Raw genomic sequence first — 18,286 nt, 5'->3', positions numbered from 1 at the left:
AATTGTTTATATTCGTTAGACTAAAAATGGCTGTAGTAATGTGTTATCACTTCTTATCCGGAAAGCTGTTAACACATCACCCCAAAACGAAGATGACAAAAAATCAACTTACCACTTATCTATGGATTAGCACGGGATTACTGTTATGTCACGCTCTTGCAGCCGAACCATTGGAGGAGCCGCTTGCGCCCCTGCCGCTTACCAACACCGAAAATCCAGGGAAAGTAGCTTTGGGCAAGCGCCTGTTCCATGACAACAGGCTTTCCAATCAACACACACGATCATGCGCCACTTGCCATCCACTCGACAGCGGCGCAATGGATGGCAAACAACGTGCCGAATCAGCCGATGGTGTTGCTGTTTTGCGCAACACGCCCAGCCTGTTCAATGTCGGCTTTAACTACTTTTACAACTGGGACGGCGTAGTAACCACCCTGGAGGCACATACCGAAAAAGTGATGCTAAACCCCAGAATTATGAACGCCACCTGGCCCGAATTGCTGGCCGCCCTCAGTGCTGATGCCAGTTATAAAAAGGATTTTGCCCCTATTTACCCCGATGGCCTGAACAAATTCAATCTGGTTGATGCATTAACCTGTTTTGAACGTAGCTTGGCCACCCCCAATGCCCGTTTTGACCGATTTCTACGCGGTGAAAAAAATGCGCTGAATACGGGAGAACAGCAAGGCTACCAGCTGTTTAAGTCGCTCGGCTGTGTGGCCTGCCACCAAGGGATGAATATCGGCGGCAACCTGTTCCAGAAGTTTGGTATTTTTGGTGAGCCCAAGGGTAATCCCAAAGTGGCCGATGACGGCCGCTATACAGTCACCAAAAATGAACGTGACCTAGGTGTTTACCGCGTACCCAGCCTACGCAATGTGGCTGTTACCGCGCCGTATTTTCATGATGGCCGTGCTACCAGCCTGGAAGAAGCTGTAGATACGATGGCCGAGGATCAGCTAGGCAAGCCGCTTTCCAGCCAAGAGCGTAGTTTGCTCGTCAAGTTCCTAAACAGCTTGACAGGGGAATACCTGGGTAAACCTGTCACCCGAAAGGCCGTGGAGCCCCGCTAATGGCTAACGTCTGGAAGCCTATTTTGATCATTAGCAGCCTGTTATTGGCACTGACTTATTTATGGCTAAAAAGCACCCCCCCGGATCTGGATCGCCGTAACCGCCTGCAGGAAACACTGCGTGTCATTGAATTGCGCGAGGCGGAGCTGATGCGCGATATCCTGCTGGCACGTGCCGGTTTATTGCCCAATTACGATGCGCTGACACTGGCGGGACATGAATTGCTCCGCCTGGCCAATAGCTTAAAAACAGACTCACGCCCTGTCGTTAGCGGGACGGGGCAAAACTTGGCCAAATCGGCTGATGCCTTGGCCACGGTATTACAGGACAAATTGGCAAAGGCCGAATACTTCAAGTCTGACAACGCCTTGTTACGTAATTCAGTCATGTATTTCAACTTGGTTGGCAAAGCATTGAACCCAAGGGGCAAATCGGACACGCCTGCACAAACAGGCCCATTATGGCAAGCCATGTTCAGTTTTATGGCCACGCCTGATCCTGAATCGGCGCAAGCTATACAGGGTGAGCTGAATCGTTTGGCCAAGCTTAAGCCGCTGCCAAAAGATTACCGGATTTTACTGGCACACGGCGGGCTTATCGTTAAGGTACTGCCCAAGCTGGACGAGTTGTTACGTGACATTATCGATACCCCGATCACCGCCGCTGTCGATGATTTCCAGATAGCCCTAAACAGCCACGGCAGCGCGGCGGAAGACAGGGCAAAAACGCATCGGCTGTGGCTTTACCTGGTTGCTGTTGTGCTGGTGGGCTATGTGATTTACCAGTTTTTGCGCCTACGCAAATACACGCTGGATTTACGCCGTGCCCATAGCCATTTGCAGCAGGAGATTGTGGAACGGCAACACGCTGAAGTGGCATTGCGGGATAGTGAAGAGCAATTGTGCGCCATTACGGAATCCGCCCATGAAGCCATTGTATCGGTTAACAGCTATAAAACGATTGTGTCGTGGAACCGGGGTGCTACCGCTATGTTCGGTTACACACGGGATAACGCTTTGGGCATGCCATTGGTGCAGTTGCTACCTGGGTTTACATTTACAGATGGCAATAGCCCGTTAAATCCTAACCGTACCGCACTTGAATGGGTTGGGCGACGGCAGGATGGCAGTGAGTTTCCATTGGAGCTGTCGATTTCCAGCTGGGTACGCGGCGAGGATGTCTATGTAACCGCTATCATACGCGACATCAGCACCCGCAAGCAGTTGGAAGAAACCGCACGCCAACAGGAGCTCAAGCTCATCCAGGCCAACAAGATGACTGCGTTGGGGACGTTGGTGGCCGGTGTGGCGCATGAAATTAACAACCCCAACCAACTGATCTTGATGAATTCCAGCCTGTTGGAAGATAGCTGGGGTGATGCCCAGGAGATATTGGATGACCATGTCCAAGATGCCGGTGATTTCTCTTTAGGTGGCTTGCCGTACAGTGAAATGCGTACGGCTCTGCCTGTGTTAATCCATGACATCAAGGATGGTGCCAAGCGCATTGAACGCATTGTGGCGGATTTAAAGCATTTTTCCCGGCCTCAAGTGGCATGTACCCAGGTACAGTTTTCCCTGAATGAGGCTGTCGAATGTGCAGTGCGCTTGTTAAACCACCTCATTACCCGCAAGAGCGGGCACTTTACCATGCAGCTGGCGGACGGATTGCCCCTGCTGTCGGGCGACCCCCAACAAATAGAACAGGTGGTGGTCAATCTACTGGTCAACGCACTGGAAGCTTTGCCCGACCCAAGCTGTGCCGTGGCCATCACCACTTTTCCGTTGCCGGAGAGCCAAAAAGTCTGCCTTGAAGTCCGTGATGAAGGTTGTGGCATCGCCGCCGAACACCTCACACAACTTTGCGACCCGTTCTTTACCACCAAGCAAGGCTCAGGTGGTACGGGGCTTGGCCTTGCCATTACGGCCTCTTTGGTGCGTGCCCACGCGGGTCGATTGAGTTTTTCTTCGGCTGCCGGTAAAGGTACCCGCGCCCGTGTTGTCTTCCCTGTATCTACCCCTAGGCTCTAACCATGTCCTATAAGTCACTGTCCCATTGTTCGGTGTTGCTGGTTGATGACGAAGCACAGTTATTACACAGCGCCAGCCTGGTGCTCAGAACATCAGGTTTTCCAGAGGTTCATAGCCTTGATGATAGTCGTGCCGTCATGCCATTATTGGCAACACAGACGGTCGATGTGGTCGTGCTGGATCTGATGATGCCGTATTTATCGGGCAGGGATTTGCTGGAACAGATAGCCGCCGAATACCCCGATAAAGCAGTGATTATGATGACCGCCACCAATGACCTGCAAATAGCCGTGCAGTGTATGCAGGCAGGTGCTTGTGATTACCTGGTAAAACCTGTGGATAAAGCCTGCTTGGTCGCCGCTATCCGGCGTGCTATGGAGCTTCGGGTTTTACGTGCTGAATTCCTGTCCATTAAAGACCGCCTGCTGACCAACAGCCCGCACCAACCGGCGGCGTTTGCCGACATTGTCACCCAAAGCCCAGCGATGTTTGCCATCTTCCGCTATATCGAAGCCATTGCCACCTCCCCGCAGCCTGTGTTGATTGCAGGGGAAACCGGCACCGGCAAGGAGCTCATTGCCCAGGTCTTGCACCGCTTGTCAGGACGGCCTGGCCAGTTGGTGGCGGTCAATGTGGCGGGGTTGGATGACACCATGTTTTCAGATACGCTGTTTGGCCATGCCAAGGGTTCGTTTACCGGTGCTGACCGTCCCCGCGAAGGCTTGGTGGCCAGTGCGGGCGAGGGGACTTTGTTTCTTGATGAAATAGGCGACTTGGCGATGGCCTCCCAGGTGAAGCTGTTACGGTTATTGCAAGATGGCAGTTATTATCCCTTAGGTGCTGACCGGCCACGGCAAAACCGCGCACGCGTGGTGGTGGCCACCCATTGTAATGTACGGGGCGATGTCGAGAATGGGACGTTCCGTAAAGACCTGTATTTCCGCCTGCGTACCCACCACATCCAGCTACCTGCCTTGCGTGAACGCCTGGAAGACCTGCCGCAGTTAACTTCGCATTTTGTGGAAAAAGCCGCACTGGCTTTGAATAAACCTGCGCCCAGCATACCGTTGGCACTGTACCAGTGGCTTAGAAATTATCCTTTTCACGGCAATATACGCGAGCTTGAAGGCATGGTGTTTGATGCGGTCGCCCGCTGCCAAGGGACAATGTTACCTATACAAAGCTTTAAAGATGCGGGGGCTGTGGAACTTGGCACACAGGCCATTTTGGATGCCCCACTCGCACAGGTGTCGGCCAACAATTTTCCTGAACGCTTGCCGACCTTAAAAGAATCCGAAGAGTCATTAATTAATGAAGCTTTGCGCCGTGCCGACAGTAACCAGGGCTTGGCGGCCAGCTTGCTGGGCATTTCACGCCAAGCCCTGAACAAACGCCTGCTACGGCGTGAAGATGACTGCTCTGGTGCTGGGCAGTGACTTATATGGCCTGACGACCAGAATAACCCCTCTATCCCTGTTTGACTTTATCTACCCACCATAAAAAACCCTGCAACAAAAGTTGCAGTGAGACAATTTATCGGCATCCATTCCTGTTGGCCTACGGGTCTAATTTACTAGGTATAGCAATTTTTGTCGCAGCCTTTTCATGTCCGCCATCTTATAAAATCAATAAATATAGCATTGATTTATAATGAATATATTTATTTTATTTAAGTTGGCACGGTAATCGCTATGTTATTAATGTAACCCGAATAAGGGAACTACATTAACAACTCTTAACATTATCAATATATTTTAAAAGGTGATTATCATGAAAAACTATCAATCTGTTTTAGTAACCGCTGTTTTGGCTTTAAGCAGCGTCTCCACAACCCACGCCTCAACTGTGCGCATAGAAGGCAACCTCAGTAACGGTGACAACACCGTCTTTTATGTCGGTGATGACCCTGTTAATGGCGGTACTACTGGCGTAAACAACGTGACCGTCTCATATGAATCTTTTGAACTGACTGGGAAATTTCCTGATGGTTACTACGTCGAAGACAAGACGGGCATTACCGCAGGTGCTGGCTGTAAACAACAAAGCAGAACATTAGCGATTTGCGGTATAGGCGGCATGCCTAAAAAAGTAAAAGCTGACTTAAAAGGCGGTAACGATATTTTTACCCCGGTTCCCTACACTTTTTCTGACTTGTCCTTTGGCCTGGATCCTATCATGGAAGTGAATGGTGGCGCTGGTGATGACACGCTTAACGGCAACCAAAGAAACGATGTGCTGTCTGGCGGTGCGGGAAAAGACATCATTAATGGCCAACTGGGTGACGATACCCTTTTGGGTGGCGATGGTAACGACACCATCAACGGCAACAGTGGCAAAGACACCATTAATGGCCAGGCAGGGGATGATATTTTAAACGGTAATGAAAACGATGATGTCATCTTCGGCGGCTCTGGTAAGGATAATATTTGGGGCGGTGCTGGCAAAGACAAGATCAGTGCGGAAAGCGGCGATGATTTTATCAACAGTGACGATAAGGAAGCTGACAATCTTTCCTGTGGTATTGGGCTTGATCGCGTAAAAATTGGCAAAGATGCCCTAATTGATGTTATCAACCGCGACTGTGAAGATTTGTTCTAAGTCTTATGGTTTCTAGACTCTTTAGCTCTAGCGATACCTCGAAATTGACTGGGTTTGTTCAGTAAAATGAACCCAGTCATCAACTTGATTTCTGAATCCTTAGAAGGTGATTATCATGAAAACGACTAACACTCACTTTAACACCACGTTTAGCTTGTTGGCCTGCGCTGTTTGCTTAACCGTTAGCCAAACAGTCCACGCCGTAGATGGCTTAGTCATTCCTGAAAAACTAAAAGTACCTGCCGGTAACCAGGTGGTCTTGGAAACCTTTGTGACTGAAGGTGTGCAAACCTACAAATGCTCATCCGCCTATAAATACGAGTTTCTTGGCCCAACCGCGATGTTGCGAGGCACTGCCGGACAATACGTAGCGCATTTTTTTGGTCCTCGCTTTGATTACCACGATGGCAGCGGTGTTTTGGTAAAACTGGTAGCCAGCAATCCACGCGATAACGCCATTGCAGAATTGCTGCTCAAGGTGGGCGAACACAAAGGCTTGGGCGCATTTAGCAAGGTAAATTATGTGCAGCGATTGCAAACGTCGGGTGGTGTGCCACCTACACAATGTAATCCTGCGGTTGATAAAAAAACCTTACCGGTACCGTATTTTGCCCATTATCGGTTTTGGGCACCAAAACAGTAAGGTCTGTAACCTTTGTAATGCCTTGCATGTCGATGCACTGACAATGACTGGACTAAGTTGGGTTGAAAAAAATATTCAACCCAACCTATATTTTTGTCTCAGTTTAAGTGACTAGTTGTATTACCACTTAAACTTAGTTAAACGTACTACCGGGCGTGCCAGGTAAAACCGGCATTTTTTGTTCAGGGAATTCACCGGTCAGTGCATTTAAAAATGCCACGATGTCAGCAATTTCTTCCTTAGACAAGTCTTTGTTTAACTGGGTTTTGGCCATTACTTGTACCGCAGTATCCAAATTTTTAACCGCACCATTGTGGAAATACGGTGCTGTTAAACCAATATTACGCAAGGTAGGCACTTTCCAGAAATGCTCGTCTTCTGCTTTTTTAGACACTTCAGCTAAACCTTTATCTTTATTGAAGTGATATTGCGCTTCAAAAAAACCGTTGCTAATAACAGGGAATTTTTGGAATACGCCAGGACCATTAAACGCAGGGCCACTGTGGCAACTGGTGCAGCCTAATTCCGCTACTTTTTCCATACCTTTGACTTGTTGCGGGGTTAACGCAGCTTTATCGCCACCGACAAACTTATCGTACGGGCTGTTTGGGGTGATGAGGGTTCTTTCATACGCGGCAATCGCTCTCGTGGCATTATCTTTAGAGATTGGCTCGGTGCCAAACGCGGCATCAAAGGCTCTTTGGTAGCCTTCAATTTTATCTAAACGCGCCACGACATCATCCCAGCTTTTCATACCCATTTCAATAGGGTTGGTGACAGGACCTGCCGCTTGTGCTTCTAAACTGTCCGCACGACCATCCCAGAATTGAACGGTATTAAACGCAGAGTTCCATACGGTAGGCGCACTGCGGCCACCGGTTTGGCCATTAACGCCCATCGAATTAGGCCGATTATCTTCGCCACCCAACATAGTGTTATGGCAGGATGAACACGAGACCGTGCCGGTAGAAGACAAGCGTGGATCGTGGTACAGCATTTTACCTAACGCAATTTTAGCGTCGGTAGTTGGATTGCCCGCAGGTGCAGGTGCAGTGGTTGGCAAGGCTTCCCACGCAGACGCTGCGGAAATTGAACCCAGCAAAGCAATTGCTGTGACCAATGAGCGAATTTTAAACATATTACCCTCCAAAACTTACTTATTATATTTAGGGTGGCTTTCTTACAGCACGGTAAGAAAAACCAGAGACTCTACACATCCAACTGAATTGTAAAATATAAAACCAGCGAGGTATATCAAATTTCTATGCCGTATCTACAGACTGTAGGCTATTCATTAATGTGGGACAAAAAATAACAACATTCAAGTCGGTTGGGCTACCTGCTGTTGGCAACCCACCATTTACACTGCCTTGGAAAGGATGGGTTGAAAAAAGCGTTTAACCCAACCTCCATGTTGTCCCTTATTAAGCCAGTAGCCCGATTACTCTAAACGGCTAGGCAAACACTTACCACTGCGACTCGCCAGTTTCTGGATCGTACATTTCATGGACAATTTTAGTGCGGTTAGCAATTAATTCTTCAATGCTTGGAGAATTACTCATGGCACGAGAAATAGCCAATTTCATGGCTTCGTAATTGGTACGGTATAAGTCTTTGCGATCTAAATCAGGATTGGTGGCGCATTCAGGCGCAATCCATACCATAGCAATAATACACAGATCATTAGCTTGGTCTGCGGGGATAACACCAGCTATCACGCTGTCTAATACCGCATCAGCAATAGCAGACTGTACGGGGCCACCGAATAAATTGATGTAAGCACTCGATTTCATAGTGACTTTAGGCACGATGATAGTGGCTGGCTTGACTTGTTGGTTGCATGCGCGAATAGCAAACATGCGCGTGTGGCCTTCGGTTTGTCCCATTAAATTAGCAAACGCATGACCAGCCGGGCCTTTTACGTTACCGATTAATATTTCCGGCATGGCATCAGTACCTTGGCCATCACTGGAAAATACCGTGGCTTCTGCGGTTCTAAACCAAATTGAATCTGACATTGATTATTCCTATAGCGTATAAATTAAGAGAGGCATTTTATGATGGATAAACACAGATGAGCAACAGGTAAGATGTCAAAAGTTGCAAATACTACAGGTATTTGGTTTTGGTGTTACTCAAAATGTACTAATTAATTTTCAAGGCTTTATTTTAAAAGTTTATCCAGTAAACTATTGCTATTGTTACTGGCTACACACAAGGAAAACTAATGCAGATTACCCTGCCCCACGTTAACACATTTATCAGCGGTATTATTTTGCTTGGCGTTAGCCTTAACGCGACAGCAGCGGAAAAATTTAAAGTCTGCGCCGACCCGCTCAATCCGCCTTACTCCAGCAAAAAACAGGATGGCTTTGAAAACAAGATAGCCGAACTGTTCGCCAAAGATTTGGGGCAAACCCTGGAATATACCTGGCTACCCCAGCGCATTGGTTTTATCCGTAACACCTTGAATGCACCGGTCAATGACAAAATCGTCGATTCCAAGGACTTTAAATGCGATGTGGTCATGGGCTTGCCGACCGGCTACGACATGGCGCTAACGACTGAGCCTTACTACCAATCCACCTACGTGCTATTAATGGCCAAAGGCCGTGGCTATGATGAGGTGACTCAAGATGCTGCACAATTAACCCATCTGCCGCTAGAAAAACAGGAAAAATTGAAAATCGCCATGTTTGACAGAGGCCCTGGCACCACTTGGCTACAGCAAAGCGGTTTATTAGATCAAGGCATTCCGTACCAAAGCATGACCAGCGACGAAAACAACAATGTCGCCATGCAAATAGACCAGGATTTAAAAGCAAAAAAAATTGATATGGTGATTTTATGGGGGCCAATGGCAGGCTACGTCATCTCACAAAGCCCGAAAAATACCTATAACGTCGTGCCGATGAAATCATCGACCAAGTTAAAGTTTGATTTCCCCATGTCAATGGGTGTGCGCAAGAGTGATAAAGACAAGAAAGCCTTGCTGGACAAACTCATTAACAAATATCAAAAACAAATTCAGGACATTATAGCAACCTATAACATCCCGTTGTTACCCATCAGCAAAAGCGCCACCAAGGATGATGACTGAAAAAATGCGGCTTACGCACGACGATTAAACAAACCCACTAAATGCGTCAATCGAGCCACCCGCTCCGGCGTTAATTGCTGCCATTGGAAACGCCAGTGCCAATTGCCCTCGGTAGTGCCCGGCGTGTTCATGCGATGTTCCGTACCCAATTCCAAAATATCCTGCATCGGAATAATGGCCAAATTAGCTACCGAACCCAACGCTGCATGAATTAACGCACAATGCAAAGGCACTTGTGGGTAATCCAAATACTCATTGATATACCGGCGCTCATCATCAGTTAACTTATCCACCCAACCCACGGTGGTGTCGTTATCATGCGTGCCGGTATACACCACGGAGTTCTTCTCATGCCGATGCGGCAAATAGGGATTGTCTGCACCGCCACCAAAAGCAAATTGCAAAATCTTCATACCCGGTAACTGGAAATCATCACGCAAGGCATCAACTTCCGCAGTAATAATGCCCAAATCTTCTGCTACTAAAGCAATCTGGCCAAATTTAGCCATAATCGCCGCTAGCAGGGGTTTGCCTGGTGCGGTTACCCAAGTGCCGTGTATCGCGGTTTCCTCGTGTGCAGGGATTTCCCAGGCCGCTTCCAGACCACGAAAATGATCGATACGCAGCACATCAAACTGTTCCAGCTGGGTTTGCATTCTGTCCAGCCACCAGGCAAAACCGGTGGCTTGCAAATACTCCCAGTTGTAATGCGGATTACCCCAACGCTGTCCGGTTTCGGAGAAATAATCCGGTGGCACACCCGCCACCACCAGCATTTCACCCGACGCATCCAGCTTAAATACCTGTCGATTCGCCCACACATCGGCGCTGTCGTAAGACACAAAAATGGGAATATCGCCGAATAAATACACATTTTTTTGCTCAGCGTAAGCTTTTAACGCCAGCCACTGGGTAAAAAACACATATTGCTGAAATTTAATTACCTCAATCTGGCGCTTAAATTTACGCTGTGCCGCAGCCAATGCTTTAGTGTCACGCTCTTTTAAAGCCTGTGGCCATTGATTCCAGCATTGCTGCGCAAACTCTTGGCGCAATACCGTATACAACGCAAAATCCTCCAGCCAAAACGCCTTATCTAAGCAAAATTGCTTAAAAGCCTTTTTTTGTACAGCACTCGCCCGTTGGCTAAAACCATGAAACGCTTCCGTCAAGAGATACGCTCTGTCATGGTCGGCGACATCAGAATAGCTGGCAGAATTCACCGGCGCGTACAACCAGGTTTGCTGAACCAACCCATCTAAGCTAATTAGCCCAGGGTTACCGGCGTGTGCAGACAAACATTGATACGGCGAACCATCATAATGGGTAACACCTAGCGGCAATGTTTGCCATACACTCACACCTGTTTCATGCAAAAAATTAACAAAATGATAGGCTTCCTGCCCCAAATCACCTTGTTGCTGATTGCCGGGCAGCGACGTGATGTGCAATAACACTCCGGCACGACGCGTGTTTAAAATATCATTCATTGTTTCTAAATTCCCTGATTACATCTGTCTAATGCTGCTGAAAAACCAACCACAAAACTTCCGGGCTATTTAGCGAACATAACGCAATTTTTGCCCTAACATATCCGGTGTCACCAACACCACACCGCCGGGACTGACGTGAAAACGTTTTTCATCATCGGCTCTGTTTTCACCAATAATCGTGCCTTCTGGCACTTCACAGCCTTTTTCAATAATGGCTTTGGTAATACGGCAATGGCGACCAATATTCACCTGTGGCAACACAATGGTATCTTCCACCGTGGTGTAAGAATTAACCCGTACATTGGAAAACAACAACGAATGCCGTACTTTCGCACCCGATACGATGCAACCACCGGAAATCATAGAATCCACCGCTTCACCGCGTCTGTCATCGTCGTCAAACACAAATTTAGCGGGGGGGCATTGTTCTTGGTAAGTCCAGATAGGCCACGCTTTATCATAAATATTCATATTGGGTTTAACGCCAATCAATTCCATATTAGCCGACCAATAGGCATCAATTGTACCTACATCGCGCCAATAGCTTTGTTCGCCGCTTTGCAAATCTAAGAAGGGATAGGCATTGACCATGTATTTGTCAATCACGGCAGGGATAATATCTTTACCAAAATCGTGCGTTGTACCTTTGGTATCAGCATCTTTAATCAATTGCTCATACAAAAAGTCGGCGTTAAAAATATAAATACCCATTGATGCCAATGCGGTATCGGTACGCCCTGGCATAACTGGCGGATTGGCCGGCTTTTCCACAAACGCTTTTACCCGACGATTAGCATCGACATCCATCACGCCAAACGCAGTGGCTTCTTCCAGCGAGACTTCTATGCAACCTATTGTTAAATCAGCATTTTTTTCAACATGATCCGCCAGCATCGCGCCATAATCCATTTTGTAAATATGATCACCGGCCAAAATTAAAATATGTTTGGGCTTGCGAGTGCGTAAAATATCAATGTTCTGAAATACCGCATCGGCGGTGCCTTTATACCAGGAGTCTTCATCGTGGCGCTGTTGCGCGGGAAATAATTCCACGTATTCGCCAAACTCGCCGCGTAAAAATCCCCAGCCTTGTTGGATATGCAAAATTAATGAATGCGCCTTGTACTGGGTTAATACGCCTATCTTGCGTATGCCGGAATTAACGCAATTGGATAAGGGAAAATCGATAATCCGAAACTTACCGCCAAACGGTACGGCGGGCTTAGCACGCCAGTCCGTCATATTCATCAACCGTGAACCCCGACCGCCGGCCAAGATTAACGCGATAGTGTTTCGGGCTAATTGATGAGTATTTTGTTGATTTGAGCTTGGCATGCGTAATCTCCTGATGAATAGATTCACTTCTATGGTGGTGTTTGGTAACATCTGCGTAGCGATTATTCTATACTACAGCGGGACTCTTACAAGTGCAAAAAACTACAAAAAAAACAAATAATGCGACAGCTCCCACGGAAACACCGGAATTACCTCCAGCTGTAGCCCCCAAAGCCACGCGCAGCACCAAAACTAAAACACCGGCTACGCCTGTTATAGCGCCCGAACCTGCCGCCGTTGTTGCCAGCGAAATAGCCAAAAAATCGGCTAAGCCACAAAAAACCGCCACAAAAACCTCATTGCAACCCACAGCCGAGGCTATTCCAGTGCCAACAAACCCACTTAATGCCGATTTTACAAAAATAGCCGATGCCAAACACCATGATCCGTTTGCGGTGCTGGGTCGTCATGAGGTGGATGGTCAGTTACACATCCGCGTGTATTTGCCATCGGCAGAAACTGTGCGATTAGGTAACAATGATGTCATTTTTGAGCGTGTCGTCGGTACAGATTTTTTTATCGCGCCTGTTAACGCGGATACATTACCGGCACATTACACACTGGCGTGGACCGATAAAAATCAGCAAGCCCATGAAAATTATGACCCTTATGATTTTACCGCACAATTACCGGCTTTCGATCAGCACTTATTTGGTGAGGGCAAACATTGGCATATTTACCAAAAACTCGGCGGCCATTTACACAGTATAGACAGTATCGACGGGGTATTATTTTCGGTATGGGCTCCCAATGCCGGTAGAGTGAGCATAGTCGGTGATTTTAATCACTGGGATGGCCGTTGCCACCCGATGCGTAGCTTGGGCGGAAGCGGTATCTGGGAATTATTTATTCCAGGGTTAAGCATTGGTTGTTTGTATAAGTTTGAAATTTTAAACCGTTACAGTAACGAGATTTTGCTGAAATCTGATCCTTACGGCCAGCAATTTGAATTCCGCCCCAATACCTCATCCATTATTGTTGATGAAAAAAATTACCGTTGGCAAGATCAACACTGGCTAACACAACGTGGCCAACGTGATTGGCAACATACCCCAATGTCGATATACGAAGTACACCTAGGTTCGTGGCGACGTGATCCGTTGGGCAATTTTCTAAGCTATCGGGAATTAGCGGTAGAGCTGGTTGAATATGTTAAATTTATGGGTTACACCCATATTGAATTACTGCCGATTACTGAACACCCGTTTGATGGCTCGTGGGGTTACCAAACCACCGGCTATTTTGCTCCCACCAGTCGTCATGGTTCGCCGGATGATTTCCGGTTTTTTGTCGATACCTGTCATCAAAATAATCTGGGGGTGATTTTAGATTGGGTACCGGCACATTTTCCTAAAGATGCCTTTGCTTTGGCTAATTTTGACGGCAGTGCCTTGTATGAACACGCCGATCCGCGCAAAGGCGAACACCGCGACTGGGGCACGTTAATTTATAACTATGGCCGTAACGAGGTGAAAAACTTTTTGATCGCCAGCGCCATGTTCTGGCTGGAAGAATTCCATATCGACGGCTTGCGCGTGGATGCAGTGGCTTCTATGTTGTATTTGGATTATTCACGCGAAGCCAATGACTGGATACCCAATATCTACGGCGGTAACGAGAATCTGGAAGCCATCGAGTTTTTACGGGAATTAAACACCGTCACTCACTCGCAACACCCTGGCACGGTGATGATGGCCGAAGAATCCACCTCATGGCCACAAGTAACGCGCCCCACCTGGACAGGCGGCCTGGGTTTCTCCATGAAATGGAATATGGGCTGGATGCACGATATTTTAAGCTACATGAGCCAAGAACCTATCCACCGGCAATATCATCACGACAAGCTGACGTTTGGCATGTTATACGCCTTTTCCGAGAACTTCGCCCTGCCCTTCTCACACGATGAAGTGGTGCATGGCAAGGGCTCGATGATTAATAAAATGCCAGGTGATATGTGGCAGCGGTTTGCCAATCTACGCTTGTTATACACCATGATGTACACTTATCCTGGCAAAAAACTGTTGTTTATGGGCTGTGAATTTGGCCAAGGCACCGAATGGAGCGCCAATAAAACCCTGGACTGGTACGTATTGGATTACCCACATCACCGTGGCGTACAATCCTTGGTAAAAGACTTAAATCAGCTGTACAAAAGCCATCCGGCACTGTATGCGCATGATTTTGAAGGCGACGGTTTTGAATGGATCGATTGCCATGACGTACAGCAATCCATCATCAGTTACCGCCGGAAGAGTGATTTGGAAGATTTAATTGTGATTCTTAATTTTACCCCTGTGCCCAGACACAATTACCGTATCGGTGTGCCTGAAGCGGGCATCTACAAAGAGATTTTCAACTCAGATTCCGAATACTACTACGGCAGTAATGCCGGTAATGGCATGGCGGTATCAGAACCTAAGCCGTGGATGAGCCAATTACAATCGATTAATCTGACTTTGCCACCGTTGGGGGCTATTATTTTTAAGCGGATTTAAAGCGCACTAATGTAAATCGGTGTTACGCTCGTTCTTAGGCTCAGGACTTAGATCGGGTGTAATGCTGAAGCTTGTTGGACTAACAAACACATACAAGAACGGAGATATTACTAAATCGAAGGAATTGTGGCTTTAATTTCAGCAAATAAACTATCTACGCTATAGGTTTTTTGCCATTCCTGACGATCAAGCGTGTAATTACCGTAGCCTTTGTCATACTGTTGCATAAACCTAATTAAACCGACTACGCCAAGACTGCTGTGTAGTGCTTGAAAAGCTTGCTGCTGAATTTCATGCTCGGTTGGGTAATGTATTACAGCACTCATGGTAAAACCTCTTCTAGCCATTGCAACGGGTTCAATACTTTAACGGTTAAGCTGGAAAACTGTTGTGCCTTTTTATAAAATTTGTCATCTGTTGTTAGAACCGACATTCCGCACCCCTAAATAAAAATTCAGCATTTAAATAACATATTGATATTTAATGAATTTTAGTATTTTTTTGGATTTTAGACTTTCGAATTAAAACAAGAAAAATTCATCTCTCGTTTTTTTTTCTTAAATATAAGCTGATATAAATGACTTTGAAAATACGCCAAAAATTCGACAAATTTATAACGTACTGAAATTATTAAATTAAATTTAATCATAAAATTATGAATAGGGGTGCGGAATGTCGGTTAGAAAAACATCGACCTCACCTTCAGCACTTGCCAAATGTAAGGCATCAAACGCTTGCAAGCCCGAAGTTTCATAGATTTTTGCTCTTTGCCTGATACTCTCTGTCAGGGGAATAACTTTGCTTGATTGTTGACCAATCAATTGGAGAATTCTTTTACGCTGTATATCCGGTGCATTATTAATTTCAAAAGCCAATACATCACTACTAACAAGCAACCACCGCCCTTCTCCGCATAAAGAAATAATGGCCTTTACCGCCTCTGCCTCCAAATGAACACGTGGACTCGATTGATCATCGAACGGTCTATTCAGGCAACAGTTATCAAGATATATTTTCATCCCTGCAGTATATCAAAGGGAATAAACAACAAGCAGCATTTGTTCGATTTAAAAGTACAATCCACTCTCACAATAAAACCAAAACCTAACGTCTATTTTTCTTACTTGGACGCACTGTAATGATAGGTGGGAGTGGCTTATTATCTTCGTAATCATCGTCATAGTCGTTATGATAATCAGAAACAGTGGAATCCTTAATCCATAACTGCCAGATAAGCGCCAACTGCGTACTTTATTTCAATGTCATCACACCCGCATCTTTATTTTCCAGCACCACAACAGATTGTGCCGCCACCGTATAATGCGGTTTAGTAACACACTGCTGATGCTCTGGCGCAATATTATCGTGCGGTGATGCTAAAGCCGTATCCACCGCCAAATACCATATCTTGCCGGTTATCAGCGGCAACTCTACCGCTATTACTTGATCGGACATATTCATCACAATGTGCAGATCAGCCTCTTCGGCATCGTAACCTGCTAAGGTAAACGCCAATAATCGAGCCTCCGCGTCATCCCACAGCGGCTTATTAACCTGAATACCGTGCCAGGTAATATCGGCAATATCCCTGCCCTCCACAAGTTTGCCGGTTAAAAAGCGCCGACGCATAATAGACGCATGACGTTTACGCAAGGCAATCATATTACGAACAAAACATAAAATATCCGCATTTTGCTGAGTTTTTCGCCAATCAATCCAGCTAATAGCATTATCCTGACAGTAACTGTTGTTATTGCCTTGTTGACTGTTGAGTATTTCATCACCGGCCAACAACATGGGTACGCCTTGACTTAGCAACAAAATAGCAAAAACATTTTTGGCCAATTTTCTGCGTAGGCGCAAAATTGAAATTTCATTAGTAGCTCCTTCCACCCCGCAATTAAAGCTGTTACTGTTATTACAGCCATCGCGATTGTCTTCACCATTGGCCAGATTGTGCTTCTGGTTATAACTGAACAAATCGCTCAGGGTAAAACCGTCATGGCAGGTGACAAAATTAATACTGCTGATCGGTAAACGTCCTTGGTGCTCGTACAAATCGCTGCTGCCACATAATCGGGTGGCCAAATCTTTAATGACACCTTTATCACCACGCACAAAACGCCGCACTATATCTCGGTATATACCATTCCATTCTGCCCACCGGTAACCTGGAAAACTCCCTACCTGATACAAACCCGCCGCATCCCAGGCTTCGGCAATTAATTTGGTTTTGGCTAGCCGCTTGGATAATTCAATACCCCATAACACCGGTGGGTCGGGCAGCACTTCGCCGTCTTCACCGCGTGATAAGGCACTGGCCAAATCAAAGCGAAAACCATCAACGTGCATTTCCTTAACCCAGTACTCCAGACAACTGATGATAAAGCGGGTGACCAACGGGTGATTGGCATTAATGGTATTACCGCAACCGGTATAATCGCGAAAAATACTTTTATCATATTTATCATGATGATAAAAAATATTGTCGCCAATACCCCTGAAGTTAATAATCGGCCCATCCACGCCAGATTCCGAGGTATGATTGAATACCACGTCCATGATAATGGCTATTTTGGCCTTGTGCAGCGCCTTTACCAGATCACGAAATTCCTGAATATGCGTGCCCTGTTCCGGTGTAACGCAATAGCCTGGGTGCGGACTGAAAAAACTGTGCGTGCTGTAACCCCAGTAATTTTTTAAACCTAAGGCGGCGGTTGAATGCGGTACATCTTGCTCATCAAATGCCATAACAGGCAATAATTCAACATGAGTAATACCCAGCTCTTGCAGATAAGGGATTTTTTCTATCAAGCCCGAAAACGTGCCTGGGTGTGTTACTTTGGAAGACGGGTGCTTGGTAAAACCACCTACATGCAGTTCATAAATAATCGACTTCTCGCTACTCACCCGCAGCGGCGTATCACCTTGCCAATCATAGCTGTCGTCAACCACCACACAGCGCATCGCAGTTGTACTATTATCACCCGCTCTACACGCCGCCGCCCGATCCCAGTTTTTATGACTGACCGCACGCGCCCACGGATCAAGCAACAACTTATCTTTGTCAAAGTGCAAACCGGTTTCACGGACATTATTCGGCCCGTCCATCCGCCAGGCATACCAAGTGCCTACGGGCAAATCCAATATATACACATGCCAAGAAAAAAAAGTACGATTAATTTCCCGCTGTAATTCGATAACTTGAAACGGCTCTGCGCTGTCCGAGCTATCAAATAATAATAATTCCACGCGCGTAGTATGGCGACTAAAAATTGAGAAATTAATCCCGCCGTGACTCAGCTTAGAGCCTGAAGGATACGGTGTGCCTGGCTTTATTTGGTACAGTTTTTTTTCCATAAATCTTTACGCCCTAACTAGGTGTATTTGTCCTCATAGCAAGCGCCAAACTTAGGCGTGCTGATTAATTATTGGGTTTACTGCGAGTATTTGGGGCGGCAATTTTAGTCTTTCGTGAACACAGTATTCAAGTTCTAAATTACAATACATTTACAATCA

General features: G+C 46.6%; 14 protein-coding genes. 7 read left to right on the top strand and 7 right to left on the bottom strand.

The features are described 5' to 3' along the window. Positions 1–92 precede the first annotated feature (92 nt). The 5 genes from CRENPOLYSF2_RS17310 to CRENPOLYSF2_RS17290 all read left to right on the top strand — a co-directional run bounded on the left by CRENPOLYSF2_RS17310 (position 93) and on the right by CRENPOLYSF2_RS17290 (position 6,344). Positions 93–1,073, top strand: coding sequence for a cytochrome-c peroxidase (locus CRENPOLYSF2_RS17310; protein WP_087145205.1), 981 nt, complete (start codon positions 93–95; stop codon positions 1,071–1,073). After that, positions 1,073–3,103, top strand: coding sequence for a DAHL domain-containing protein (locus tag CRENPOLYSF2_RS17305; protein ID WP_087145204.1), 2,031 nt, complete (start codon positions 1,073–1,075; stop codon positions 3,101–3,103). The genes CRENPOLYSF2_RS17310 and CRENPOLYSF2_RS17305 overlap by 1 nt, the downstream gene beginning before the upstream one ends. A gap of 2 nt (positions 3,104–3,105) precedes the next feature. Further along, positions 3,106–4,539 (top strand): sigma-54-dependent transcriptional regulator, encoded by a 1,434-nt coding sequence (locus CRENPOLYSF2_RS17300; protein ID WP_087145203.1) that lies wholly within the window; start codon positions 3,106–3,108, stop codon positions 4,537–4,539. Between the two features lie 334 nt (positions 4,540–4,873). Further along, entirely contained in the window at positions 4,874–5,701 is an 828-nt protein-coding gene (locus CRENPOLYSF2_RS17295) for a calcium-binding protein (protein ID WP_087145202.1), read from the top strand. A 115-nt stretch (positions 5,702–5,816) separates the two neighbouring features. Next, the gene (locus CRENPOLYSF2_RS17290) at positions 5,817–6,344 is read left to right on the top strand and encodes a DUF3455 domain-containing protein (protein WP_087145201.1); all 528 of its coding nucleotides are present in this window, start codon (positions 5,817–5,819) and stop codon (positions 6,342–6,344) included. Between the two features lie 133 nt (positions 6,345–6,477). On the opposite strand, the gene CRENPOLYSF2_RS17285 is transcribed toward CRENPOLYSF2_RS17290, so the two are convergent. Both CRENPOLYSF2_RS17285 and fae read right to left on the bottom strand, forming a co-directional pair. Further along, positions 6,478–7,482, bottom strand: a complete 1,005-nt coding sequence (locus tag CRENPOLYSF2_RS17285) for a cytochrome-c peroxidase (RefSeq protein ID WP_087145200.1) — start codon at positions 7,480–7,482, stop codon at positions 6,478–6,480. A gap of 328 nt (positions 7,483–7,810) precedes the next feature. Then, the gene (gene fae, locus CRENPOLYSF2_RS17280; protein ID WP_087145199.1) at positions 7,811–8,362 is read right to left on the bottom strand and encodes a formaldehyde-activating enzyme; all 552 of its coding nucleotides are present in this window, start codon (positions 8,360–8,362) and stop codon (positions 7,811–7,813) included. A 209-nt stretch (positions 8,363–8,571) separates the two neighbouring features. On the opposite strand from fae, the gene CRENPOLYSF2_RS17275 reads away from it, so the two are divergent. Beyond that, positions 8,572–9,444, top strand: coding sequence for a quinoprotein dehydrogenase-associated putative ABC transporter substrate-binding protein (locus tag CRENPOLYSF2_RS17275; protein WP_087145198.1), 873 nt, complete (start codon positions 8,572–8,574; stop codon positions 9,442–9,444). An 11-nt stretch (positions 9,445–9,455) separates the two neighbouring features. Here CRENPOLYSF2_RS17275 and malQ read toward each other — a convergent pair whose 3' ends face one another. Both malQ and glgC read right to left on the bottom strand, forming a co-directional pair. Continuing rightward, positions 9,456–10,934 (bottom strand): 4-alpha-glucanotransferase, encoded by a 1,479-nt coding sequence (malQ, locus tag CRENPOLYSF2_RS17270; protein WP_087145197.1) that lies wholly within the window; start codon positions 10,932–10,934, stop codon positions 9,456–9,458. A 69-nt stretch (positions 10,935–11,003) separates the two neighbouring features. Next, entirely contained in the window at positions 11,004–12,272 is a 1,269-nt protein-coding gene (glgC, locus tag CRENPOLYSF2_RS17265; RefSeq protein WP_087145196.1) for a glucose-1-phosphate adenylyltransferase, read from the bottom strand. 326 nt (positions 12,273–12,598) lie between these two features. Here glgC and glgB point away from each other — a divergent pair, with 326 nt between their 5' ends. After that, complete coding sequence (gene glgB, locus CRENPOLYSF2_RS17260) at positions 12,599–14,767, top strand: 1,4-alpha-glucan branching protein GlgB (RefSeq protein WP_419185586.1); 2,169 nt, start codon at positions 12,599–12,601, stop codon at positions 14,765–14,767. A gap of 110 nt (positions 14,768–14,877) precedes the next feature. Here the strand turns inward: glgB and CRENPOLYSF2_RS17255 are convergent, their stop codons facing one another. The 3 genes from CRENPOLYSF2_RS17255 to glgX form a co-directional block, all read right to left on the bottom strand. Next, positions 14,878–15,093: a hypothetical protein gene (locus tag CRENPOLYSF2_RS17255; RefSeq protein ID WP_087145195.1), complete on the bottom strand. Its 216-nt coding sequence runs from the start codon at positions 15,091–15,093 to the stop codon at positions 14,878–14,880. 327 nt (positions 15,094–15,420) lie between these two features. Continuing rightward, complete coding sequence (locus CRENPOLYSF2_RS17250; RefSeq protein WP_087145194.1) at positions 15,421–15,663, bottom strand: PIN domain-containing protein; 243 nt, start codon at positions 15,661–15,663, stop codon at positions 15,421–15,423. Positions 15,664–16,018: 355 nt separating this feature from the next. Beyond that, positions 16,019–18,127 (bottom strand): glycogen debranching protein GlgX, encoded by a 2,109-nt coding sequence (gene glgX, locus CRENPOLYSF2_RS17245; RefSeq protein ID WP_087145193.1) that lies wholly within the window; start codon positions 18,125–18,127, stop codon positions 16,019–16,021. Positions 18,128–18,286: the final 159 nt, after the last annotated feature.

Source organism: Crenothrix polyspora (genome assembly GCF_900163755.1).
GTDB classification, from domain to species: Bacteria; Pseudomonadota; Gammaproteobacteria; order Methylococcales; family Methylomonadaceae; genus Crenothrix; species Crenothrix polyspora.
Note: the sequence above shows the minus strand (reverse complement) of the source record. Positions and strands in the feature narration are given on the sequence as shown.